The organism is Acinetobacter sp. C15, from assembly GCF_013420645.1.
Lineage (GTDB): Bacteria > Pseudomonadota > Gammaproteobacteria > Pseudomonadales > Moraxellaceae > Acinetobacter > Acinetobacter indicus.
The window spans coordinates 24,129-48,185 of record NZ_VOXR01000016.1 but is presented as its reverse complement, the minus strand read 5'-3'; the positions used below and the strand labels follow the sequence as shown (position 1 = coordinate 48,185).

The 24,057-nt window shown below is 49.0% G+C and carries 27 protein-coding genes; 12 read left to right on the top strand and 15 right to left on the bottom strand.

All coding sequences use genetic code 11. The features are described from left to right. From rplV to FTT63_RS08185, 8 genes are all read right to left on the bottom strand, one after another. On the bottom strand, positions 1 to 330 hold the full coding sequence (rplV, locus tag FTT63_RS08220) for a 50S ribosomal protein L22 (protein ID WP_001982638.1): 330 nt from the start codon (positions 328 to 330) through the stop codon (positions 1 to 3). 11 nt (positions 331 to 341) lie between these two features. Continuing rightward, positions 342 to 617 carry a 30S ribosomal protein S19 gene (gene rpsS, locus FTT63_RS08215; RefSeq protein ID WP_001138119.1) on the bottom strand — a complete coding sequence of 92 codons (276 nt, stop codon included), beginning with the start codon at positions 615 to 617 and terminating at the stop codon, positions 342 to 344. Between the two features lie 20 nt (positions 618 to 637). After that, positions 638 to 1,462 carry a 50S ribosomal protein L2 gene (gene rplB, locus FTT63_RS08210; protein ID WP_005180283.1) on the bottom strand — a complete coding sequence of 275 codons (825 nt, stop codon included), beginning with the start codon at positions 1,460 to 1,462 and terminating at the stop codon, positions 638 to 640. A gap of 11 nt (positions 1,463 to 1,473) precedes the next feature. Continuing rightward, positions 1,474 to 1,794: a 50S ribosomal protein L23 gene (rplW, locus tag FTT63_RS08205; protein ID WP_005180285.1), complete on the bottom strand. Its 321-nt coding sequence runs from the start codon at positions 1,792 to 1,794 to the stop codon at positions 1,474 to 1,476. Further along, the gene (rplD, locus tag FTT63_RS08200) at positions 1,791 to 2,393 is read right to left on the bottom strand and encodes a 50S ribosomal protein L4 (protein ID WP_005180287.1); all 603 of its coding nucleotides are present in this window, start codon (positions 2,391 to 2,393) and stop codon (positions 1,791 to 1,793) included. Before rplD ends, rplW begins: the two co-directional genes overlap by 4 nt. 11 nt (positions 2,394 to 2,404) lie before the next feature. Continuing rightward, positions 2,405 to 3,043, bottom strand: a complete 639-nt coding sequence (gene rplC / locus FTT63_RS08195; RefSeq protein ID WP_005180289.1) for a 50S ribosomal protein L3 — start codon at positions 3,041 to 3,043, stop codon at positions 2,405 to 2,407. A gap of 59 nt (positions 3,044 to 3,102) precedes the next feature. Continuing rightward, entirely contained in the window at positions 3,103 to 3,414 is a 312-nt protein-coding gene (rpsJ, locus tag FTT63_RS08190; RefSeq protein WP_005180291.1) for a 30S ribosomal protein S10, read from the bottom strand. 266 nt (positions 3,415 to 3,680) lie between these two features. Beyond that, on the bottom strand, positions 3,681 to 4,433 hold the full coding sequence (locus FTT63_RS08185) for a type 1 glutamine amidotransferase (RefSeq protein ID WP_127799329.1): 753 nt from the start codon (positions 4,431 to 4,433) through the stop codon (positions 3,681 to 3,683). Positions 4,434 to 4,594: 161 nt separating this feature from the next. Between FTT63_RS08185 and FTT63_RS08180 the strand changes: the two genes are divergently transcribed. The 7 genes from FTT63_RS08180 (at position 4,595) to FTT63_RS08150 (ending at position 11,867) form a co-directional block, all read left to right on the top strand. After that, positions 4,595 to 5,797, top strand: a complete 1,203-nt coding sequence (locus FTT63_RS08180) for a PLP-dependent transferase (RefSeq protein ID WP_127799327.1) — start codon at positions 4,595 to 4,597, stop codon at positions 5,795 to 5,797. Positions 5,798 to 5,816: 19 nt separating this feature from the next. Next, on the top strand, positions 5,817 to 7,400 hold the full coding sequence (locus FTT63_RS08175) for a helicase HerA-like domain-containing protein (RefSeq protein ID WP_180192166.1): 1,584 nt from the start codon (positions 5,817 to 5,819) through the stop codon (positions 7,398 to 7,400). Between the two features lie 149 nt (positions 7,401 to 7,549). Next, positions 7,550 to 8,761 (top strand): NO-inducible flavohemoprotein, encoded by a 1,212-nt coding sequence (hmpA, locus tag FTT63_RS08170; RefSeq protein WP_005180299.1) that lies wholly within the window; start codon positions 7,550 to 7,552, stop codon positions 8,759 to 8,761. A gap of 90 nt (positions 8,762 to 8,851) precedes the next feature. Further along, a complete protein-coding gene (locus tag FTT63_RS08165; RefSeq protein WP_180192165.1) occupies positions 8,852 to 9,295 on the top strand; it encodes an Rrf2 family transcriptional regulator in 444 nt (147 codons plus the stop codon). 96 nt (positions 9,296 to 9,391) lie between these two features. Next, complete coding sequence (gene yihA, locus FTT63_RS08160; RefSeq protein ID WP_075167396.1) at positions 9,392 to 10,231, top strand: ribosome biogenesis GTP-binding protein YihA/YsxC; 840 nt, start codon at positions 9,392 to 9,394, stop codon at positions 10,229 to 10,231. Between the two features lie 149 nt (positions 10,232 to 10,380). Beyond that, positions 10,381 to 11,328 carry a metal-dependent hydrolase gene (locus tag FTT63_RS08155; protein ID WP_127799323.1) on the top strand — a complete coding sequence of 316 codons (948 nt, stop codon included), beginning with the start codon at positions 10,381 to 10,383 and terminating at the stop codon, positions 11,326 to 11,328. A 113-nt stretch (positions 11,329 to 11,441) separates the two neighbouring features. Further along, entirely contained in the window at positions 11,442 to 11,867 is a 426-nt protein-coding gene (locus FTT63_RS08150; protein WP_127799321.1) for a VOC family protein, read from the top strand. Here the strand turns inward: FTT63_RS08150 and FTT63_RS08145 are convergent. Continuing rightward, complete coding sequence (locus FTT63_RS08145; protein WP_034597932.1) at positions 11,858 to 13,102, bottom strand: dicarboxylate/amino acid:cation symporter; 1,245 nt, start codon at positions 13,100 to 13,102, stop codon at positions 11,858 to 11,860. The two genes, FTT63_RS08150 and FTT63_RS08145, sit on opposite strands and share 10 nt — an antisense overlap. Before the next feature lie 179 nt (positions 13,103 to 13,281). Between FTT63_RS08145 and FTT63_RS15750 the strand changes: the two genes are divergently transcribed. Then, positions 13,282 to 13,410 carry a YHYH domain-containing protein gene (locus tag FTT63_RS15750; protein WP_194088134.1) on the top strand — a complete coding sequence of 43 codons (129 nt, stop codon included), beginning with the start codon at positions 13,282 to 13,284 and terminating at the stop codon, positions 13,408 to 13,410. A 54-nt stretch (positions 13,411 to 13,464) separates the two neighbouring features. Here FTT63_RS15750 and FTT63_RS08140 read toward each other — a convergent pair whose 3' ends face one another. Further along, positions 13,465 to 14,337 (bottom strand): acyl-CoA thioesterase II, encoded by an 873-nt coding sequence (locus FTT63_RS08140; protein WP_127799319.1) that lies wholly within the window; start codon positions 14,335 to 14,337, stop codon positions 13,465 to 13,467. A 287-nt stretch (positions 14,338 to 14,624) separates the two neighbouring features. Between FTT63_RS08140 and plsB the strand changes: the two genes are divergently transcribed. After that, on the top strand, positions 14,625 to 17,189 hold the full coding sequence (gene plsB, locus FTT63_RS08135; RefSeq protein ID WP_160232302.1) for a glycerol-3-phosphate 1-O-acyltransferase PlsB: 2,565 nt from the start codon (positions 14,625 to 14,627) through the stop codon (positions 17,187 to 17,189). 81 nt (positions 17,190 to 17,270) lie between these two features. Here the strand turns inward: plsB and FTT63_RS08130 are convergent, their stop codons facing one another. After that, positions 17,271 to 18,086, bottom strand: a complete 816-nt coding sequence (locus FTT63_RS08130; RefSeq protein ID WP_160232301.1) for an NAD(P)H-binding protein — start codon at positions 18,084 to 18,086, stop codon at positions 17,271 to 17,273. A gap of 33 nt (positions 18,087 to 18,119) precedes the next feature. Here FTT63_RS08130 and recG point away from each other — a divergent pair, with 33 nt between their 5' ends. Together recG and FTT63_RS08120 are read left to right on the top strand one after the other, a co-directional pair. Continuing rightward, positions 18,120 to 20,165, top strand: coding sequence for an ATP-dependent DNA helicase RecG (gene recG / locus FTT63_RS08125; protein WP_016658521.1), 2,046 nt, complete (start codon positions 18,120 to 18,122; stop codon positions 20,163 to 20,165). Further along, on the top strand, positions 20,152 to 20,787 hold the full coding sequence (locus tag FTT63_RS08120; protein WP_160232300.1) for a ComF family protein: 636 nt from the start codon (positions 20,152 to 20,154) through the stop codon (positions 20,785 to 20,787). Before recG ends, FTT63_RS08120 begins: the two co-directional genes overlap by 14 nt. Positions 20,788 to 20,809: 22 nt before the next feature. On the opposite strand, the gene FTT63_RS08115 is transcribed toward FTT63_RS08120, so the two are convergent. Together FTT63_RS08115 and FTT63_RS08110 are read right to left on the bottom strand one after the other, a co-directional pair. Beyond that, positions 20,810 to 21,211, bottom strand: a complete 402-nt coding sequence (locus FTT63_RS08115; RefSeq protein ID WP_180192164.1) for an NUDIX domain-containing protein — start codon at positions 21,209 to 21,211, stop codon at positions 20,810 to 20,812. Between the two features lie 2 nt (positions 21,212 to 21,213). Beyond that, entirely contained in the window at positions 21,214 to 21,807 is a 594-nt protein-coding gene (locus tag FTT63_RS08110; protein WP_005180318.1) for a TIGR00730 family Rossman fold protein, read from the bottom strand. Positions 21,808 to 21,959: 152 nt separating this feature from the next. On the opposite strand from FTT63_RS08110, the gene FTT63_RS08105 reads away from it, so the two are divergent. Continuing rightward, the gene (locus tag FTT63_RS08105) at positions 21,960 to 22,973 is read left to right on the top strand and encodes a CorA family divalent cation transporter (protein ID WP_005180320.1); all 1,014 of its coding nucleotides are present in this window, start codon (positions 21,960 to 21,962) and stop codon (positions 22,971 to 22,973) included. A 137-nt stretch (positions 22,974 to 23,110) separates the two neighbouring features. Here FTT63_RS08105 and FTT63_RS08100 read toward each other — a convergent pair whose 3' ends face one another. After that, the gene (locus FTT63_RS08100) at positions 23,111 to 23,398 is read right to left on the bottom strand and encodes an STAS domain-containing protein (protein ID WP_045795311.1); all 288 of its coding nucleotides are present in this window, start codon (positions 23,396 to 23,398) and stop codon (positions 23,111 to 23,113) included. Between the two features lie 11 nt (positions 23,399 to 23,409). Beyond that, entirely contained in the window at positions 23,410 to 24,042 is a 633-nt protein-coding gene (locus tag FTT63_RS08095) for a phospholipid-binding protein MlaC (protein ID WP_005180322.1), read from the bottom strand. Between the last annotated feature and the right edge of the window lie 15 nt (positions 24,043 to 24,057).

Sequence of the window (24,057 nt, the reverse complement as noted above, 5' to 3'; positions counted from 1 at the left end):
TCAAACCCCTACCTTAACGGTGATGTGACAAGTACGCTTAGTAATACGATCTGCACGGCCTTTAGCACGTGGCATAATACGTTTCAGGCTCATGCCTTCATCAACGTAGATCGTAGAAACTTTAAGGTCGTCTACATCTAAACTGTTATTGTGTTCAGCATTTGCAATTGCAGATTCCAACGCTTTTTTAACCAGTACAGCAGCTTTTTTGTTGCTGAAGTTCAGGATGTTAAGCGCATGCGCAACAGATTTGCCGCGAATAAGGTCTGCAACCAAACGTGCCTTTTGTGCCGAGATAGCGGCACCGCGTAATTTAGCAGTTACTTCCATCATAGCACCTATTAACGTTTAGACTTCTTGTCAACACCGTGACCACGATAGGTACGAGTTGGCGCGAATTCACCTAGTTTATGGCCAACCATGTGTTCAGTAACGATTACTGGAACGTGGTTACGACCATTGTGTACAGAAATTGTTAGACCAACAAAATCCGGAAGAATCATCGAACGACGCGACCAAGTTTTGATCGGCTTACGAGAGTTGCTCGCAACAGCCGCTTCAACCTTAGCGAACAAGTGCGCATCGACGAATGGGCCTTTTTTCAATGAACGAGGCATTAGTCAGATTCCTTTACTTGTTACTTAACGCGACGGTCGCGAATAATCATCTTAGTCGTACGCTTGTTGGTACGTGTCTTGTACCCTTTAGCTTTTTGACCCCATGGGCTTACAGGTTGAATACCTTTGTTACGCCCTTCACCACCACCGTGTGGGTGGTCAACCGGGTTCATCGCCATACCACGTACGGTAGGACGAACGCCACGCCAACGTGAAGCACCTGCTTTACCAAGTGAACGCAAGTTGCTTTCTGAGTTAGAAACTTCACCCAATACAGCACGACATTCAACGTGTACTTTACGCATTTCACCAGAACGTAAACGAACGATAGCGTAAGAACCGTCACGACCCAACAACTGAACTGAAGTACCAGCTGAACGAGCTAACTGCGCGCCTTTACCGATTTTAAGTTCGATGTTATGAAGTGTAGAACCGATAGGCATGTTGCGAAGTGGCAAGCAGTTACCTGGACGAATTGGAGCATCGTTACCAGACTGTACTTTATCACCAGCACGTAAGCCTTTAGGCGCAATAATATAACGACGTTCACCGTCAGCATACTTCAGCAGTGCGATGTGTGCAGTACGGTTAGGATCGTATTCAATACGCTCAACTACAGCAGGAATGCCGTCTTTGTTACGTTTGAAGTCAACGATACGGTAGTGCTGTTTGTGGCCACCACCAACGTGACGAGTCGTAATGTGACCGTTGTTGTTACGACCACCAGTACGTTTTTTAGCTTCTACCAACGGAGCATATGGCGCGCCTTTGTGAAGGTGATCATGAACCACTTTCTCTACAAAGCGACGTCCTGGAGACGTTGGCTTACATTTTTGAATAGGCATAATTTTCGTCCTTATTCCGCTGCGGTTTCAGCGGTATCGCCCAAGTCAGCCATTTCAACATCTTGGCCAGCTTTCAGGGTGACGTATGCTTTTTTAACATCAGAACGACGTCCGATAGTTTTACCAAAGCGTTTAGTCTTACCTTTAGTGATAGTCGTGTTAACTTTAACAACTTCTACACCAAATAATTGTTCCACTGCTTTTTTGATTTCAAGCTTGTTTGCATTTAATGCAACCTTGAACACTTGAACACCAGCAGTTTCACCTAAAACTTGTGCTTTTTCTGAGAATACAGGTCCTTGTAGGACTTGATATAAACGTTCGTTGTTCATCCGAGTTCTACCTCAATTTTCTTAGCAGCAGCAACAGACATTACAACTTTATCGAACGCGATCAAGCTAACAGGATCGATTGCAGTAGCGTCAACCACATCAACGTGTGGAAGGTTGCGAGCTGCAAGGTATAGATTCTCATCTACAGCTTCAGTAACGATCAATGCGCGAGTTGCATTCAAGTCGTTCAGTTTTGCAAGCAATGCTTTAGTTTTAGGCGCTTCAACAGCAAACTCTTCAACTAATACAAGACGATCTTGGCGAACAAGTTCAGCTAAGATACATTGCATTGCACCGCGGTACATCTTACGGTTCACTTTTTGAGACCAGTCTTGTGGACGAGCAGCAAAAGTTTTACCACCGCCAACCCAGATTGGGCTACGAATAGAACCAGCACGAGCGCGGCCAGTACCTTTTTGACGGAATGGCTTTTTACCACCGCCAGAAACGTCTGCACGTGACTTCTGAGCTTTAGAACCTTGACGACCACCAGCTAAGTAAGCTGTAACAACTTGGTGTACAAGCGCTTCGTTAAATTCACGGCCGAAAGCTACTTCAGACAATTCAACAGCAGAGCCGGAAACAGTTTTTAAATTCACGTTATTTCCCCTCAGGCCTTGATAGTAGGACGAACAGTTACGTCGCCACCAGTAGCACCAGGAACCGCGCCTTTAACAACTAGAACTGAACGCTCTGTGTCGATTGCAACGATTTCAAGACCCTGTGTAGTTACGCGTTCAGCACCTAAATGGCCAGCCATTTTTTTGCCTTTGAATACGCGACCAGGAGTCTGGTTTTGACCTGTAGAACCTAGAACACGGTGAGAAACAGAGTTACCGTGAGTAGCGTCTTGAGTACGGAAGTTCCAACGCTTAACACCACCTTGGAAACCTTTACCTTTAGATGTGCCAGTTACGTCAACGATTTGACCAACTGTGAACAAATCTACAGTAAGCGTACCACCAACTTCACGACCTTCAAGCTCAGCTTCTGTAACGCGGAATTCTTGAACCAGACGACCAGCAGCAACACCCGCTTTCGCAAAGTGACCTTTCTGAGCGTTAGTTACGCGAGATTCGCGACGTTCACCAGTAGTGATTTGAATCGCTTGATAACCATCAGTTTCAAGCGTTTTGATTTGTGTGATGCGGTTAGGATCAACCTCAATCACTGTAACAGGTACAGAAACACCAGCATCTGTAAAGATACGGGTCATACCGCACTTGCGACCGACTAAACCAATAGCCATGTGCATAAACCTCTAAAAAAGCGGCTTAATTAACTTAGAGCGTTAATTAACCGAAAGCCTTAACCCAATGCGATCTGAACATCAACACCAGCTGCAAGATCTAATTTCATCAATGCATCTACAGTTTTGTCTGTAGGTTGAACGATATCGATCAAACGTTTGTAAGTGCGGATCTCATATTGGTCACGCGCATCTTTGTAAACGTGCGGTGATGTAAGAACGTTGAAGCGTTCGATGCGAGTAGGCATCGGGATTGGACCACACACTTGTGCGCCAGTACGCTTAGCGGTTTCTACGATCTCTTGAGCAGATTGATCAATTAAACGGTGATCAAAAGACTTAAGACGGATACGAATTCTCTGGTTAGACATACCAGTTAACTCCAAGCCAAAATATATAAAGAATCACTCTTGACGCATCTCACCCCACTAATAAAGGCAAGTGTCAAGAGCAGTGAAATATCACTAAGGTCGTGATCGATGCCACGACTGTAACGATAGTTAACCACTTTCTTCGCGGTTAACCCCCTTAATATCAAAGGGTCGCCCATTATAACGATTGTTTAATGCATAAGCAAATCCTTTTGTGGCTTTTTACATCATTTTTCAAATATTTCGACAAATCAATTGTTTAATAATTATACAGCCCGCCGCTGCGCTGCAGTTTGCTGTAACACATAATCTATCGCCTGATTTAATATCTGATTTCCTTGAATAAATTTATTTTTATTGGCGCGCTGCAGCTGCTCTACCGATTGCACATAAGGTCCCTGAAACAGGGCCAGCTCTTCTTCATCTTCCAGGAATAATTGCAGGCTTTCTGGCGTGGTTTCCGGGTGAAACTGAAAGCCCAGTACATTTTTGCCAATCTGATACATCTGATTGCGACAGGCATCATTTTCGGCCAGATGCACAGCCCCTTTGGGAATCTCGAAGCTTTCACTGTGCCACTGCATGACATTAAACTGCTCCGGCAACTGAAAATAGTCTGGTGGCACATGACTAACCTTGCGTACCTCGTGCCAGCCCAGCTCCTGTACAGGATTGCGACTGACGGCCGCGCCCAGCGCATTGGCGATCAGTTGCCCACCCAGACACAGACCAATGGCCGGTTTTCCCATGGCCAAATAACGCCTGAGCCAGCGTTTTTCCATTTTTAACCAGGGGAAATTGGCTTCATCATTAACGCTCATGGTGCCGCCCATGACAATTAACAAATCGACCTCCTCAATCTGCGGTAGCGCTTCAATATCCAGTGCTGAATCAACCGGCAAGGCAAAAAATTCTGTGGCACTGATCTCTGCATTTAACCGTTTTAAATGCGTATAACAACTTCCAAATCCTTCACCAGCAATATGCTGAAAATAATGTACTTTTAAATGCGACGCCATGCGCTGAAACCTGTTGTTGTAGCTCTGCTTTTAGGTTTTGCAAAAATGAAGCCAACTTTAGTGCTGCATGTTCAAAGTCAAATAAATACAGCCAGATATGGCACAACTGATCCTTTTCTCTTAAGCTAAATTCAATTAATTGTCCTGATTTGAGCGAAGTCGTGAAAAAAAATCCGCAAACCGAACTGATTCATGCACCACGAAAAGCCCCTCAACTGATTTCTACGGTTCAACCTCCCCTCTATCGTGCATCGACGATTATTTTTAACAACACCGATGCACTGTTTAATCGCCACTGGACCGATGTCTATGACTATAGTTATGGCACGCACGGCACGCCGACGACCTTTACTTTAGGTGATCACATCGCGCAGATCGAAGGCGGCCTCTATCACCTGCTGGCGCCGAGCGGCCTTTCTGCGATTAATCTGGTCAATTCCTGCTTGTTAAGCCAGGGTGATGAGGTCTGGGTTCCGGACAATATTTATGGCCCGAATATGGAGCATCTGCGTAATCTGCAGCAGCGTTATGGCATTGCCGTCAAGGTCTATAACCCGGTGGAGGTAGAAAGCTTTAACCCAAGTGATAAAGCCAAACTGTTATGGCTCGAAGCGGCTGGTTCGGTGACGCTGGAGTTTCCGGACTTAATTGGTCTGATAAAAAAAGCCCAAGCTCATAGCATTCTGACTGCGCTGGACAATACCTGGGGCGCAGGACTGGCCTTTAATGCCTTTGATTTTGGCGAGGACCACTTAAGCGTAGATCTGACCGTACATGCGCTGACCAAATATCCAAGCGGGGGTGGCGATATTTTAATGGGCTCGGTGGTGACGCGTGACCAGAAGCTCCATCATCAATTATTCCGGATGCATGCCATTCAGGGGATTTGTGTCAGCGGAGATGATACGGCGCAAATCCAGCGCAGTCTGGCCTCCATGCAGCTGCGTTACCAGCAACAGTCACAATCAGCACTGACCTTGCTGAACTGGCTAAAACAGCAAAAAGAGCTGGTTCAGGTCCTGCATCCGGCTGATCCGGACAGTGCCGGTCATGCATACTGGAAAGACATCTGCAAGGAGGGTCACAGCGCCGGACTGGTTAGTGTGATTTTTGATGCGCAATACAATTTAAACGATATTCGAGCATTCTGTGATGCATTAACCCTGTTCAAGCTGGGCTTTAGCTGGGGGGGACCGGTCAGCCTGGTAATGCTGTATAACCTTAAAGAGATGCGTGTGCTTGAGCATCAACACCTAAAACAAGGTTTGCTGGTGCGTTTCTGTATAGGACTGGAACATCCGGATGATTTAATTCAAGATATAGCGCAAGCACTACAACATTTAAAGCAGCATAAAAACGAATAACAACGAGGATCAGTACAGTATGGGTACACCAATTACCATTGCCAAAAAAAACCGTGATACCACACAAGCGATAGTCTTACATTCCCAGTTTGCCAACCGGCATGGCCTGATTGCCGGTGCAACCGGTACCGGTAAAACCGTGACCTTAAAAGTCCTGGCAGAAAGTTTTTCCCGCATTGGTGTCCCAGTCTTTCTGGCCGATGCCAAAGGCGATGTTTCCAGTCTGGCGCAGGCTGGTTCCAGCAATCCCAAATTTGATGAACGGATTAAAAGCCTGGGTATTGACAGTATTCCCTTTGCTGCCTCGCCGGTGGTGTTCTGGGATTTATTTGGTGAACAGGGCCATCCAATTCGCACCACCATCTCCGAAATCGGACCGCTACTGCTAGCCCGGATGCTGAATTTAAATGACACCCAGGAAGGTGTACTGTCGGCAGTGTTTCGGATTGCCGATGATCAGGGCCTCCTGCTGATTGACTTTAAAGACCTGAAAGCCATGCTCAGCTATGTCAGCGAACATGCGGCAGAGTTAAAGGCCGACTATGGCAATTTATCTCCAGCCAGTCTGGGCGCGATTCAGCGCAATTTACTGGCACTGGCCGATCAGGGCGGTGATCTGTTTTTTGGCGAGCCCAGCCTGAATATTCTGGATTTCATGCAGACCGATGCCCAGGGACACGGCAACATCAACCTGCTGGCTGCAGACAAGTTGATGCACACCCCGAAACTGTATGCGACCTTTTTATTGTGGATGCTATCAGAGCTGTTTGAACAGTTGCCGGAAGTTGGTGATATGGACAAACCCAAGCTGGTGTTCTTCTTTGATGAAGCGCATTTACTGTTTGACAATGCCAGCCCGGCCCTGCAGGAGAAAATTGAGCAGGTAGTCCGCCTGATTCGCTCCAAAGGCGTCGGAATTTATTTTGTCACCCAGAATCCGCTGGATTTGCCTGAAAGTGTACTGGGACAGCTCGGCAACCGGGTGCAACACGCCTTGCGCGCCTTTACCCCGAAAGATCAGAAAGCGGTCAAAACCGCTGCCGAGACCTTCCGTGCCAATCCGGAGTTTCAGGTAGAACAGGCCATTACCGAACTGGCCGTCGGTGAAGCCCTAATTAGCTGTCTGGATGAACAAGGCACGCCGCAGATTGTAGAGCGCGGCTGGGTGATGCCGCCCTACTCCTCGTTTAGCCCGATTAGCCCTGAACAGCGCAAGGCACTGATGAGCCAGAGTATTGTCGCCGATGTATATGAGCAGAGTCTGGACCGGGACAGTGCCTATGAAATGCTGCAACAGAAAGTAGCGGAACGCCAGCAACAGGCTGAACAGGCCGCGCTCGAACAGCAACGCGCCAAAGAACAGGAAGCTTTAGCCAAGCAGCAAGCCAAAGAACAGGCTGCTTTGGCCAAACAGCAGGCGCGGGAACAGGAACGTCTGGCCCGCGAACAGCAAAAAGAAGCTGAACGCACTGCACGACAGCGTGAAAAGCTGACTCAGGATATTGTCGGCACCTTTGCCAAGAGTGCAGCCCGAACCTTAGGCGGCAGCACCGGACAGAAAATTGTCCGCGGATTATTAGGCTCCCTGTTTGGCCGAAAATAATCAAAAAACCGATAGGAACCGCTTTCATTATGGGATATTTTTATATCCCATAATTTTTTTATGGTTTTTTAAAAACAGTGCTTGCACTGGCGTTTTTTAAAATGTATTTTAAATACATCTTATAAATAACCAGCCATGAGAGATCAGCCATGACTCCACAGCAAATTGACCTTGTAAAAGCAACTGTTCCTGTTCTACGTGAAAATGGTGTGGCCCTGACCAGCTATTTCTATAACCGCATGTTGGGGAATAATCCGGACCTTAAAGAAACCTTTAACCTGGGTCATCAACGCAGTGGTGCGCAGGCGCAGGCACTGGCAGGTGCGGTACTGGCCTATGCAGAAAATATTGAAGATCCATCAGTACTGGCGCCAGTAATTGAACTGGTCGCACACAAGCATGTCAGTCTGAATATTCAAGCTCCGGACTATAATATTGTCGGTGAAAACCTGCTGCACTCCATCAGCGAAGTGCTGAATATTTCCATGGATGATCCACTGATTGATGCCTGGGCCGCCGCGTATGGCCAGCTTGCAGAAGTGTTTATTAATACCGAACGTGCCATTTACGAGCAGCATCAGCAAACTCAAGGCAGCTGGTTAGGCTGGCGTAATTTCAAAATCGCCAAGAAAGTGGTAGAAAGCGACGAAATTACCTCGTTCTACTTTGAACCGGTCGATGGTGGTGCCTTACCAAAATATGAAGCCGGCCAATACATTTCAGTACGTGTTTTTGTCCCTGAACTGGACCTGAAACAACCACGTCAATACACGCTGTCAACCAGCCCGCAGCAAGACTACTTACGTATTTCAGTGAAACGCGAACCGGGTAATGGCGCCGACAAGATTGCAGGCTGGGTATCTAATGCGCTGCATCAGCTGCCAGAAGGTGCAGAACTTGAAATTTCAGCGCCAACCGGAAACTTCTACCTGATCGACAGCAACAAACGTAATGTGTTCATCAGTGGTGGTGTTGGCTTAACCCCAATGATTGCGATGCTGAACCAGCTGGTCACTTTAGATGTGCCACAACCGGTGACCTTCATTCATGCCTGCCGCAGCAAACAGGTACATGCCATGAAACAGCATATTCAGGACATCAAGGCGAAGTATCCACGTATTCATACCTTTACAGCCTATGAATTCCCGAATACCGAAGATGTGTTAGGTCAGGATTATGATGTGGCCGGTCGTCTGGACCTGAGCACCATGGATGCTGCCTTATTACCGGAAAATGCTGATTACTACCTGTGTGGCCCAATGCCATTCATGGCCGAGCAGCAAAAAGCCTTACTGGCACGTGGTATTAAAGCCGAACAGATTCACAGTGAAGCGTTTGGTACGGGTGGTGTACGTCACTAAAACCCCACACGTGTAAAACATAGGAGGGCTAGTCTGCTTATGGTAGACTAGCCTTCTTGTATTTCAACTTTGAAAAATATTTGTGCGATCATGCAATTAAATAAATTCACCGACTATGCATTACGTATTCTGCTGTATATCTCCCCACCGCGAGATCTGCCGTATACGATTGCGGAAATTGCGCAGGATTTGCATGTTTCCCACAACCATCTGGTTAAAATTGTGCATTTCATGGGTAAACAGGAATGGCTGATTACCACCCGCGGTAAAGGGGGCGGCCTGCGTTTAAATCCGGATGCACGGGCACTGAAGCTGGGCCAGATCGTGCGTATTTTGCAACGTGAAACCCAGATTGTGGAATGTAATACCCCGCCGTGCATGCTGCGCAGCCGCTGTGGCTTAAAAGGCATTTTAGATCAGGCGCTGGAACAGTTTTATCAGAGTCTGGACCAGTACACCCTGTCCGACGTGTTAGATACTCCTGCACCGGCACAGTGGAGCACACAATCGCCAATTCAGCTGATCAATCTCTGAGTTAGATAACTTTTGCACACAGCTACAGCAAAGTTCGCGTGTCTGCGCGAGTTGATCTATAATACCGCTTTGTAAAAGCAGTGATGAAGTTAAGTTATGCACCATAGCAGAGGAAAATCGAAAAACACTAAGGCCGCTAATGCGCCGAAGCAAAAGATTAGCTATGAGAAAAAAGCTGATCCTGCGATTACCGAATATGCCGTTCGTGCCCTGAACTGGCTACGTAAAGCCGAATTCCTGATGAGTGCACCAAAGCTGAATCTCTGTGTAGAAGATAGCGGCTATGAGGTGGCCTTTGCCGGACGTTCCAATGCTGGCAAATCCAGTGCGATTAATGCCCTCACCAACCAGAAACAGCTGGCACGTGCCTCGAAAAAACCGGGCCGTACCCAGATGATCAACTTCTTTAGTCTGGGCAATCCAGAGCAGCGTCTGGTCGATTTACCGGGTTATGGCTATGCCGCAGTACCTGAATCAATGAAAATTGTCTGGCAAAAAGAGCTGGAAAACTACCTGATTCATCGCAAGAGCTTACAGGGTCTGGTGTTGCTGATGGATATTCGCCATCCGCTGCAGCATTTTGATGTGATGATGCTGGAATGGGCTTATTCCCGTCATCTGTTTGTGCATGTTTTGCTGACCAAATCCGACAAGCTGAATCGTGGCCCGGCCAATAAAGTCCTGCTGGAAGTGAAACAGCAACTGAAAAAGATGAAGCTGGATTTCTCGATTCAACTGTTCTCCTCGCTCAATCGTCAGGGTCTGGAAGAACTGGCCAGTGTAATGGCCGGTCGTCTGAACTTTACCCTGGAACAATCACAGCAGTTTGATCTGGCCAGCATTCCGGAAGCTACGGCAGATGAACTGGAAGCAGAAGAGCTACCAGATCCTGAAGCTGTTGAACAGCTGACTGAAACGGCCGCCAAAGAGCCATAAGCTTTACATCTGCTTAATCCTGTCCGACAATAATTTACATCTATTGATATTGGAATGTCCCCTATTGCTAGTTTCAATGGGGGATATTTTTTTCATACTCATGCTGAGCATAATTTGAACCGCATCACATTTTAGAGGTGCAATACAGCATGAAAGAACTCCTCTCACGTTTTCGCCGCGCCGCCCGTGGCTCACCCATTGGCTACTTTATTCAACCGCGTAAAGTCCGCTTTGAATGGCAGGACACCCCCATCGACTGGATTCCGCAGCAGCCTTTCGCCAGTTATTTTATTAATGAAATTAACATGATTCTGCCGGCCGGCGAGTTCTGGTTTTGCCGGCTGTACAATAAGGTCTTGCCGCAGATTCAGGATGAAAAACTGAAACAGGATGTGCAGGCCTTTATCCGCCAGGAAGCTATGCACGCCCAGGCGCATAACTCGGCCAACCAGGATTATTTAACTGAACGCCAGATTGATATTCAGCGCAACATCAGCCTGATGAACGGGCTGTTTAACCAGTTACTGGCCGATCGGCCTTTAGGTCTGCAATTGCCACAATGGAGCGAACGGCACTGGGATCTGTTCCGTTTGGGTATTGTCGCTACGGTAGAACACATGACCTGCGTGCTGGGTAAATATGCGCTGTATAACCGCGAATGGCAGCGTCAGGGCGCCGACCCGGCCATGCTGGATCTGGTGAAATGGCACGGCGCAGAAGAAATCGAGCATCGCACCGTGGCCTTTGACCTGTACCGGCATTTGGGTGGCAGTTATCTGGCCCGTTATTATCTGAGCCTACTGGTGATTGCCGGGGTAATTGGCCTCTGGATTGATGGCGCGGCGCATATTATGCGGCAGGACCCGCGTTATGCATCAATCCGGCCGGCTCTGTATAAACCGTGGATCTGGCGGGAATGGTACCGCACTGCACAGGCCAATAACGGCTTATTGCCCTCACCGTTCTGGCTGGTATCGCAGCAGTTGGGCTATTTAATGCCGTGGTATGACCCGCTGCATGAAGCCAAAACCGAAGATGCGCTGGCCTATCTGCAAGCCTCCCCGGCAGCACAGCGCGCCCAGCTTAAAGTCGCGTAAAGCATCCACCTGGTGCAGAATTGCAGAGATACAATTGCCCGACACAGGCAGCACTGTGTCGAGCCAGATTTCCGCTAAGATAAAAATCAGACTTGAATGAAAAGGCAGGAACAATGCGCGCATCTTTGAGTGTGATCACGCTGGCTGTGCAGGATTTAGACGCAGCTTTGCGCTTTTATCAGCAAGGTTTGGGCTGGCAGAGTGAAGGTATCGTCGGGCAGGAATTTGAACAGGGCGCAGTGGCGTTTATCACGCTGGATTCAGGCCTGACACTGGCACTGTGGCCGCAGGCTGCCTTGGCGCAAGATTCAGGCCTGCCCCTGAGCCGTTTTTGCCCGACCCAAATCAGTCTGGGGCATAATGTGCATAGTCCGCTGGACGTAGATCAGGTGATGCAGCAGGCCGAGCGTGCCGGTGCCACCATTGTCAAACCGGCACAAGCCACCTTTTATGGCGGTTATGCCGGTTATTTTCAGGACCCCGATGGCCATCTTTGGGAAGTGGTCTGGAATCCGTGCTGGGAAGATACTCAGGATTGAGTTGCGATCTCATCGTCGCGGGTATAACGGTCAACCACCACACTAATCATCATATCACCCTGGACATTGACTACGGTACGTACGGTATCCAGCAAACGGTCAATCGGCAGTAAAATGGCAATTGCTTCTGCCGGCAGACCGACCGATTGCAGCACCATAATCATGGTGACCATGCCGGCACTTGGAATTCCCGGCGCGCCCAAGGAGGCAATCATGGCGGTGGCACAGACCACCAACTGCTGGCCCAAGGTCAAATCCAGTCCCATTAAATTGGCAATAAACAGCGCCGCAGCGGCTTCATATAAGGCCGTGCCATCCATATTCAGCTGTGTACCGAGCGGAATTACAAAGCCAGCTGTTTGCGGACGCACCTTCAGATTTTCCTGGGCGCATTTCATCGAAAGTGGCATGGTGGCCGAACTGGAACTGGTAGCAAATGCAGTAATTAAAGCAGCGCGGGTTCCTTTAAAGAAGGTCACCGGATTCATTTTGCCAAATAGCCATAGCAGTAGCGGCAGTACCACCAGACCATGAAAAATCGTGGTGCCGGTTACCACTACGGCAAACTCAGCCAGACGGCTGAGCACGGTCACATCTTCGGTGGCAATCAGCTTGGCCAATAGCGCAAAAATCCCCAGCGGTGCCAGTTTCATCACCCAGCCGATCATCAGCATCATGATGTCAAAAAACTGATGACTAAGCCGGCGCACAGTCCGGAACTGCTCACCACCTTTGACCAGCGCCACCCCGACAAATAAGGCAAACACCACCACCGCCAGCACATTGCCCTCGGCAAAGGCCTTAAACGGATTAATCAGGGTGTTTTGAATAAAATTGGTGAAGAAAGACGACGGCGTTAAGGTATCTGGCGTCTGATGCTGGCTCATCGCGTCCTGGAATAAACGCACATCTACACCTTTGCCGACTTCAAACAGATGCGCACAGGCCAGACCTAAAATGAGTGCCAATGTGGTGGTGGTCACACAGCACAGCAAGGTAATTTTCCAGACCCGGCTCAGCTGGCCAGAAGCCTGCAGGTTGGATACCCCGACCACAATCGAACTGAAAATCAGGGGAATCAGCAGCATTTTCAGCAGGCCGATAAAAATACTGCTGGCAATACTCAGGCCATATAAACTGCCGTCATAAAATGCGCTGCCCGGCAACAGGTTCAACAAAAACCCGAATAGAACCCCTAAAATTGCGGCCACCAGAATTTGTGTATTTAAGCTCATGGGTGCATATATTGTGATGTCATCTTGCTTGGCACTATGCCATGCGAGCTGCGCTGAATCGAGCATTATTTTGTCAAAAGCAAATCCAGCTCAGAAAAAAAGCCCGGTGCCAGAAAAACTGGCATAAGATGTGCTTTATCAGTGCATTACCTTGTTTTTAAGACTAAAAGAGTAACCTCATGAAAAAACTCGCCCTTATTCTTGCACTAATTTGTAGCACCTCTCAGGTTTTTGCCCATTCTTCGGGCAACAGCAAGGCACAAGGCTGCCATAAACATGCACCAAGTGATCTGCCGCATTGCCATTGAAGGTGGGATAAAAAAAGCCGAATCAGTTGATTCGGCTTTTTTATTGAGGTGAGCTTACTGGGTTTCAATTTCGCGTAAGCGAATTAAACCTTCCTGCGTGGTGCTACAGACCAGCTCGCCGTTTTGCCACATACGGCCAAAGTTCAGGCCACGCGAACTGTTACTGATGGTGGCTTCCATGTCATACAGCATCCAGTCATCGACCCGGAATGGCTTATGGAAATACATGGCATGGTCGATACTGGCACATTGCAAACTTGGCGACAGATAACTCAAGCCATGCGGACGCAGCGCGGTGGTCATCAGGGTAAAGTCTGAATAAAAGGCAGCAATGGCCTGATGCAGGGCAATTTCATCCTGCTCCGCTGCAATCGGACTATGCGTACGGATATAGTGCGCATAAGACGGTGCTTCCGGCTGCGGCTGAAACGGATTACTTAGATTCACCGGACGGATTTCCACATGCCGGTCACGGGTAAAGCTGGCACGAACGTTTTTCGGAATAAACTCGACAATGCTCTGTACCAGTTCTGCTTCATTTTTTAACTGTTCCGGTGCCGGATATTCAGGCTCGGAAATCTGGTAATTCAGCCCTTCTTCTGGCGCAGCAAAAGATACCATACACATAAAGATGGTCCGGCCATGCTGGATGGCTCGCACCTGACGGCTAACAAAGCTCTTGCCTTCACGAATCCGGTCCACTTCATAAATAATCGGTGCGTTGACATCGCCACCAAACAGGAAGTAGGCATGTAAGGAATGCGCCGGACGGTCGGTGGTATACGAGGCTGCACGCAGTGCCTGGCCCAGCACCTGTCCACCGAACACGCGCTTACCGACCAGATTGCGGCTGATGCCTCGGTAGATATTTTCTTCAAGTTTTTCCAGGCTAAGCAGTTCAACCAGTTCCTGAGTCAGTGCATTCATGCGGGGAAACCTATGTCGGGATATTTAAAAATCAAAACAAGCAAAATAGAAACAGCTCAATCTTGCCTATTTTGCCATATTTGTCGACTAAAACACTAAAGTTTAACTGACTGCCCTGTCACGGCTCCCGTATAATGCGCCGCACTAAAAATACGATTTTTAACGATAAAATTGAGCACTAAAGATAGAATTTGTCAGAAAATGTCAGGCTATTTTTCGCTACAATTAGATTCATTATTTTTTTCCTCAGATAATCTGCGGTACTGGTCATTGATTTAGGAGTTGGTATGTCCAAGAGTGGTTTTGGTCAAATTTATCGTCAGCTTTCAAGCAAACTGCTTGATCTGGTGGTAACCCCGCATGTACTGGGCGAGGTTCCTGCCGAAGCAGCAGCGACAGACCATTCAGAACAGCCGACCCAAAAAATTGTCTGCTATGTGCTACAGAACCATTCCCGCAGCAATGCCCTGGTCCTTGATGGTGAAACACGCCGCTTAAAGCTGCCGCCCGCATTAGACCCGATGCAGATTGGCCAGTACAAGGAAAAAGCTTCGATTCTGTTTTTACAACACTATGATGAAAACAATCTGCTAAATCCGCCGCCGCACGCCTTTCCGCCGCGTTTGCTGCGCCTGATTGAACTGCTGGAGCAGCACCCGGAACTGGATATTGAGCTGATTCCGGTCACGGTCCTCTGGGGCCGCGCGCCAGATAAAGAAGATTCATGGCTCAAACTGCTCCTGACCGATACCTGGGCCACGCCGGGTACCGTCAAGCAGCTGGTCAATATTGGCCTGCATGGTCGCCAGTCCTATCTGGAGTTTCATGAGGCACAGTCTTTAAGAGCCATGGTTCAGACCGCCAAGATGCAGGCACCAAACCTGTCGCCAGCGACCTGTATTATTAATACCTTAAATAATTATTTAGACAGCCAGCGCGAAGTGGTATTAGGTCCGGATTTATCGGATCGCCGTAATGTGATGCACAGCCTGATTAAAGCGCCGGATGTACAAGAAGCCATTCGCCGCGAAAGCATCCGCAGTAAAATCAGCATGATTGAAGCCGAGCGCCGTGCTATTGGCTATTTAAATGAAATCGTGTCGGACTATTCCTATGCCGCCATCCGCTTTGCTGAAACGGCGCTAACCCGTTTATGGACCCAACTCTATGATGGCGTCGAGGTGCATAATTTCAGTACCGTGCGTGAGCTGGCCAAAGACTACGAAATTATTTATACCCCGTGCCATCGCAGTCATATCGACTATTTATTGCTGTCTTATGTGATTTATAAACGCGGCATGATGGTGCCGTACATTGCCGCTGGCGATAATCTGAACATGCCCTTTGTCGGTCAGTTATTACGTGGTGGCGGGGCTTTCTTTATTCGCCGGACTTTCCGTGGCAATGGCCTGTACACCACCGTATTTAAGGAATATCTGTACAGCATTCTGTCACGCAACACGCCGCTGGAATACTTTATTGAAGGCGGCCGTTCACGTACCGGCCGCTTGTTGCCACCAAAAACCGGCATGCTGGCCATGACCGTACATGGACATTTACGTGGCCGCGCCAAACCGATTGCCTTTGTGCCAACCTATATTGGCTATGAACGCCTGATGGAAGGTTCGACCTATGTCGGTGAAATGCAGGGTAAACCGAAAGAGGCCGAATCCATTGTCGGTATTCTGAAAACCTTGAGAAAAATCGAGCGTATTTTTGGCAAGGTGCATGTGAATTTTGGCGAGCCAGTCTTTTTAGATGACATGCTAAAACAGCATGACGCCGAACAGATCAGTATCGAAAAAAATGACGACCCGATTCCGCAGGAAGTCTCCGATGCGGTAAACAGCTCGGCCTATGCGATTCTGGAAAACATTAACCGCGCTGTGGTGATTAATCCGGTATCACTGTTATCGCTGATTTTGCTGGCCACGCCAAAACACACCCTGGATGAAGCGATCTGTATCAAGCAGCTGGATACCTATCGTGACCTGCTTACTGCCCTGCCTTACGATGAGCGCACCCACATCACCCCACTTTCAGGCAAGGAAATTATTGCCTACGGTCTGAAGCTGAAACTGATTAAACGTGTGCAGCACGTTCTGGGCGATATTATTGCCATTGAAGACAATCAGGCGGTGTTGCTGACCTACTTCCGCAACAATATTCTGCATGCCTTTGTCCTGCCATCTCTGGTAGCGGCACTGGTTGAGCACAATGGTTCAATCAAGCGTGGCGATTTAATTAATGTAATTCGCACGCTGTATCCGTTCCTGAAAGCCGAGCTGTTCCTGAAATGGAATGAAGCAGAACTGAAACAGCAAATCTGTGCCTATGCTGATGGGCTAATTCAGGCCAAGCTGATTAGTGAAGATGCTGAAGGGAATCTGCTTTCTCCGGCACCGAACAGTGAAGATCATAACCAGTTGGTAGTATTGGCTGCGCCGGTAATGCAAAGTCTGGAACGCTACTACATGACCCTGGCGCTGATTACCCAGCGTGGTTCGGGCAATATTTCCGCCCGTCAGGTTGAAGAACTGAGCCATCTGGTGGGTCAGCGTTTATCGGTGCTGTATGAGTTCAACTCACCGGAATTCTTCGATAAGGCCCTGTTCCAGAGCTTTATTAAAGTGCTGACCCAGCAAGGCTATATCAGCACCAACAGCGACAATGCCATTGTCTTTGATGAGAACTTTAGCAATGTGGCGCAGTATACCAATCTGGTGCTGGATGATGTAACCCTGCAAATGCTGCAACACATCACCACCTTTAGCGATGAAGAACTGAAAGATGCACTAGATGCACTAGCCGCACAGCAAGCCAAACGTCGCTTAAAACGTAAAAAGAAATAAAAAAACCGTCCATAACCCGTATCTTTGCCTTCGTGCAAAGGTGCGGGAAATATCAGCCATCCTCAATAAAATTAAAAATTCTTAGTTCACATCCGCTTGCTGTAACAGGGCCAGATAATCCTGAAAACAGTCATCATGCTGTAACTTAAAACCACTGTCCTGCATCCGTTTCGGTCGAATCCGCTTGCCGGTTTCGTGCGGACTGGTCAGGGTTAATAACGGCCGATGTAGCTGCTGCTGAAACCATTGCACCACTTCATGCAGCAGTTGCGGCTGACCATTACTGACAATATAACTCTCCTGCAGATGTTCCACGTGAATCATCTGTGCCAGAAAACGCGCCAGATCATCAATATGAATCCGGTTAGACCAGTGCCGGTTTGGATATTCAGTGAGCGTGTGCGCCAGCTTGACCATCCTTGCGATTGAGCTGCCATAAATACCGCTGGGCCGGATAATGGTGCAACGCTCCGGATAAGCGCTTAAATAGGCCTGCTCCATCTTGAGCAGAATGTCTGCCTGCGTATCTGGCGGCTGAAGCGGTGTGGTATCCTCAATCCATTCCCCGGCATTTTGTCCATACACCCGGGTCGATGACACCACCACCATGCGCCGCACCGGATGCGCTGCCAGCGCCGTTACAATTGGTTGCACCGAATCCAGATAGGTCTGCTGATAGGCCTCCGGCGTACTCTGCCCCGGACTGAGCAGCACATAGACCCAGTCAATGGGCGCCAGCTGGCTTAAATCCAGCTGCTGCACATCCTGAATCAGATGCGTTGCATGCACATCACTTTTCCGGCTGCGGCTAATTGTGGTAATTTGGTGGCCGGCTTGAAATAGTTGTTTAGCCACACGTGCAGATGTTTTACCATAACCGATAAATAAAATATGCATAACCCACTTTCTCATTACCATTGTTGAGGGGACATGGCCGCAGTCCATCAATTACAAGGCGTTGGCGCTGCTGCTGCCGCGTTACTGGAAAAACTGAATATTTTCACCACAGATGACCTACTGTTTCATCTGCCGCGTGATTATGAAGATCGTAGCACGATCATTCCGATGAACCAATTGAACGTCGGCCGCAGCTATTTACTGGAAGGCATTGTCAAAGGGGTCGATTTCCCACCCGGCAAACGCAAGTCGATGGCAATTCTGCTGGATGATGACAGCGCCAAAGTCACCTTACGTTTTTATCATATTTATAAAGGCCTAACCGACCGTGCCAAAGTCGGCAACCGCCTGCGCGTGTTTGGTGAAGTCCGGGTCGGCGCACGTGGTCTGGAAATGTATCATCCGGAAATCCAGCTGATCAGCGAGCATACTCCGCTGCCGAAAACCCAACTCACGGCGATTTACCCAAGCACCGAAGGGCTGACCCAGCCCAAACTGCGCGACTATGTCAAACAGGCGCTGAAACAGCACAGTGATGATCTGCCGGAACTGTTGCCGGAAAAATTTACCAACGGCTATGCACTGAAACAGGCGCTGGAATATATCCATGAGCCGCCAACCAGTGCCAATATGCTGCAGCTTGGTCAGGGTTCGCATCCGGCCCAGCAGCGGCTGATTTTTGAGGAACTGGTGGCACATCAGGTCAGTTTATTGACCCGCCGCGCTTATATCCAGCAGATTGAAGCGCCAGCTTTTGCGCCCAGCCAACGTCTGGCCAAGCAGTTACTGGCCGGTTTACCGTTTAGCATGACCGGCGCACAAAAACGGGTGTCCAAGGAAATTATCCAGGACCTGAAACAAAACAAGCCGATGCTGCGACTGGTACAAGGCGATGTCGGCGCCGGCAAAACGCTGGTGGCGGCGGTGGCGGCCTGTCATGCACTGGAAGAAGGCTGGCAGGTGGCGCTGATGGCACCGACTGAGATTCTGGCTGAACAACATTATTTAAACTTTAAACGCTGGTTTGAACCTTTGGGACTGACCGTATCCTGGCTCTCTGGCAAACAGAAAGGCAAGGCCCGCGCCAGCGCCGAACAGATTATTCAGGATGGCAGCGCCCAGCTGGTGGTCGGCACCCATGCGCTGTTTCAGGACAATGTCGAATTTGCCAAGCTGGGACTGGTGATTATTGATGAACAGCACCGCTTTGGGGTCGATCAGCGGCTGGCCTTAAGAAACAAGGGCCTGAATCACATGACTCCGCATCAGCTGGTGATGACCGCCACCCCAATTCCACGTACGCTGGCGATGTCCGCCTATGGCGATCTGGACACTTCCATTATTGATGAGCTGCCGCCGGGCCGTACCCCGATTCAGACCGTGACCATTCCACTGGACCGGCGCGAACAGGTACTACAGCGTATTGCCAGCAACTGTGCCGAAGGCAAACAGGCCTATTGGGTCTGCACCCTGGTCGAACAGTCAGAAACGTTGGATGCGCAAGCTGCCGAAGCGACTTTTGCTGAAATCAAGGAACGCTTTCCGGAACTGAATATTGGTCTGGTGCATGGCAAAATGAAGGCTGATGACAAACAGGCGGTGATGCAGCAGTTTAAAGACAACCAGCTACAATTGCTGATTGCCACCACCGTGATTGAAGTCGGCGTCGATGTCCCGAATGCTTCAATTATGGTGATTGAAAATGCCGAGCGTTTAGGGCTGTCGCAATTGCATCAGCTGCGTGGCCGGGTCGGTCGGGGCGCCAAAGCCAGTTTCTGTGCCCTGCTGTATAAGCATCCGCTGTCGCAAAACGGCCAGGAACGGCTGCGGATTTTAAGAGAAAGCAATGATGGCTTTGTGATTGCCGAAAAAGATCTGGAACTGCGCGGCCCCGGGGAGTTGCTGGGCACCAAACAAACCGGCGATATGGGCTTTCGGGTGGCCAAGCTGGAACGCGATGATCATCTGCTGAATCAGGCACATTATGTGGCCCAGCAGATGCTGAAAGATTATCCCGAGCAGGCCGAGGCCCTGCTCAAACGCTGGCTGCCGGAAGCACCACGTTATGCCTATGTTTAAGCTGCTGGCGCATAGCCGTACGCTATTACAAAAATTACTGCCCTGCCAGCTCTGTGGCAGTGCGGCCCAGCAGCAGTACCGGGTCTGTGCAGATTGCTTGCAGCAACTGCCATGGTTAAAAGCAAACGTCTACCGGCAGGAAACCGAGATTCAGGTGGCCTGTCATTATCGTTATCCAGTCGACCGGATGATTCAGCAATTCAAATATGAGCAGCAACTGCATTATCAGTCTTTACTGGCGGGCAGCCTGTGTGAATTGACCTATCCACGGGTACAGGCCATTGTCCCGATGCCGGTGGCAACCGAACGACTGGCAGAGCGTGGCTATCATCATACCCTGCTGCTGGCTCAGGTGCTGGCACGCCATTTACAGCTACCAATCTGGCAACCGGTTGTACGGCGCCATCAACACAGTCAAAAAGGCTTAAGCCGCTTGGAACGACTGGAAAATCTGGACCAGCAATTCCAGCTACGACCCGATGCCGGCCGGCCTTATCGCCGGGTATTAATTGTTGATGATGTGGTCACCACCGGCAGCTCAATTCGTGCACTGAAACAGCAGCTGGAGCAACTTGGCTGTCACAAGGTCTATGCGGTGTGTATTGCCAGTGCCGATGGTTAAATCATCTGAAAAACAGCCAGCCTTAAGCCGACTGTAACAGATGCTGTTTCACCCAGGGAATCACCACTTCTGTGGTTAACGGTACCAGACGTGTCGTCTTATCCTCCAGTTCAATCCATTTCATTTCCGCAATTTCCGCCTGAACCTGCGGGTCCTGATCGAGCTGCACATAATAAACATAACTGACCAGACGATGATCCGGCTCATTGGCTGTAGCGGTTTCAAAACGGCCAACAAACTGTTTAATCTGGGCCTGACAGCCAATTTCCTCCGCAATTTCCCGGCAGATGGTCTGCTCCGGTGGCTCAGCGCTTTCCAGCTTGCCGCCAACCTGCATAAAACATTGGGTGTGCTGTTTGCGTACCAGCAGCAATTGCTGCTGCTCGTTCAGAATAATGGCCGCAGCTACGGTAATGGTGTTCATATTTATTTCACCAAGGCCTGACGGTCGGCCATACCCCATTTCGGTTCAGGTGCCTGAAAGCGTTCAAACTGGCTTAAAATCTCATCCATAGAATCAGACACAATTAACGCCTCGGTAAAACGTGCATGGGTAAAGCCCTTGTCAGTGGTCATGCGAATAAAGCGCAGCAGATCATCATAAAAACCTTCAACATTTAAAAAGGCATTCGGTTTTAAATGAATTCCCAGCTGGGCCCAGGTCCACTGCTCAAAAATTTCTTCCAGCGTACCGGCACCGCCCGGCATGGCAATAAAGGCATCGGACAGTTCTGACATTTTGGTTTTACGCTCATGCATATTCTTCACCACATGCAGCTCGGTTAAACCGGGATGGGCCAGCTCGCGATCAACCAGTGGCTCCGGAATCACGCCAATTACGGCACCACCGGCCTGCAAGGCACTGTCTGCGACCACGCCCATTAACCCGGAGCGACCACCACCATAGACCAGGGTTTTGCCCTGTTTTGCAATCGTTTGCCCGACCAGCTGCGCCGTGTCCACAAAAACCGCATCGGAACCTAAAGCCGAGCCACAGAAGACTGCAATTGAATTTGTCATTTTTTCACCATGTTCAGCGGCTATGATGCCGCAAATATACCCTTGAGCTGGTTTTTTAAATAAATTAGCACTTCAAACAGTGTTTTTAATCAAATCCTTGTCTAAAATACACCCATCAATAAAACCCATACTGCGCAAGGGAGAAAAGACTAATGCTTGAAGCCTTTTACGCCACAGAGCGCGGTAGTCTGGAAGATGCCACCATCAACGGCGGCTTCGACCTGCATCCAGAACTGGTCTGGATTGACCTGATCGCCCCTTCACAAGAAGAACAACAGTGGGTCATGGACGCCTACCGGCAGGATTTACCCACCTTAAAGTCCCTGGAAGACATTTCCTCATCTGCCCGATTTTACCGTGATGATGATGGGGTTTTACACATCAGCACCTATTTTTTAACGAAAAATAAAAACTATCAGGTCGATGATGAATCGGAAGAAAATTCCAGTATTCTCGCCACGGTACAAACCGTTGCCTTTATTTTAAACCGGGACCGCCTGCTAACCCTGCGCGGTGAAAAACTGGTGGCCTTTCGTGCCTTTCGTGCCCGTGCACGGCGCAATGATTATGAAATTGATTATAAAGACCCGACCTGGGTGCTGCTCGGTCTGTTAGAAGCCAAGCTGGATGAGCTTGCGGATATCTTGGAAGATATCCACAAGGACCTGGAAAAATACTCCACCGAAGTGCTGAATAACCGCCACCGGGAAATGATTTTAGACCTTGATGACATGATTACCCGGCTGGCTCAACTGGAAGATATGCTTGGAAAAGCCCAGCTCTGTCTGATTGATTTACGCCGTGTGCTGACCTTTTTAGCGCGTCCACGTGCCTTGGGCAGTCATATTTATGATGCCGATATCCGTGAACTGAGTGAAGATGTACGCTCGCTGGTCGAACACGACGCCTTCCTGTTCCAGAAAGTACGCTTCCTGCTCGATACTACTTCGGGTTTCATTAACACCGAACAGAATGACACCATCCGTCGCTTCTCGATTTTACCAAGTATGCTGGCACCGCCAATGCTGGTGGCCAGTGTTTATGGCATGAACACCGACGTACTGCCTTTTGCCAAAGGCACCACCAGTTTTATTATTGTCAGTATTATCCTGATTGGCTTCTTTATCGGGCCGCTGATTTACTTCAGATGGAAGAAATGGATTTAATGCGACATGTCTCTCCCTAAGGGAGAGAGTTAGAGAGAGGGCTGGTTTCGCTAATCTTCCATCCCTCCTCACCTCCCTTGAGTCAAGCGAGAAACTTAATGCCATAAAAAAAGCACCTCGGTTGAGGTGCTTTTTGTTTAAGCGCTGAGCTGTAAATCATCCTGCAAATGACACGATTGAATAATCTTCATCATTTTTTCCGGGACGGCTTTAAAGACCAGCCCTTGCGCATCCGGGGTCTGTCTTAACCAGCGCACCAGCACAGCCAAAGCCAGGGTACTGCCCTGCTCAAGTTCGGCCAGATTCACCACCACCGGGGCGGGCTGCTGTTGAATCAGCTGCAAGCCCTGCTGGTAATACTGCTCGGCATTGTTAAAGTCAATTTTCCCGGAAACTCGCAGTTCCTGATTTACATATTCAATCACAGCACGTCCTATTATTTTTTATCAACCGCAGCTTCTGCATCTGGTTTAAAGGTCGCAATCGCCTTATCAATATTGCCGCCATTACGTTTGACGTTGGCTGCAAACTGGTTACGGAACTGCAGGCCTAAATCAATCCCGGATACGTTGATGTTACGGATTTTCCACTGATTGCCTTTATCGACCAGCTGGAACGATACCGGAATTTTCTCGCCTTTGTTATTAAAGTCGATGGTCACTACCGGGTTCTTGCTGTTGCTGGCTTTATACGGACGTAAGGTATAAGTCTGGTTGCTGAATTTCGCAAAGGCTGAACCATAGTTTTCAATCAGGGTTTCACGGAAATTCTTTTCAAACTGGGCACGCTGTGCAGCTGAACTGTACTGATTGGTCGCATAGGTTCCCATCACAATACGGGTAAAGGCTTGCGAATCGATATACGGATCAAGGTTCTGACGCACAATGGTTTTCACCAAGGCCGGATTATTTTGCAGTTTGGCATGATCGGCTTTTAAACGCGAAATCAGGCCATCCGCCACTTTCTTGATAAATGCGGGAGGAGTTTCGGTTGGTGCAGCAAATGCACTACCTGCCACCAGCGTGGCCAAAACACTTGCGGTCAAGGTTTGTTTGAACAATGTCTTCACTAAAATTTCTCCTCT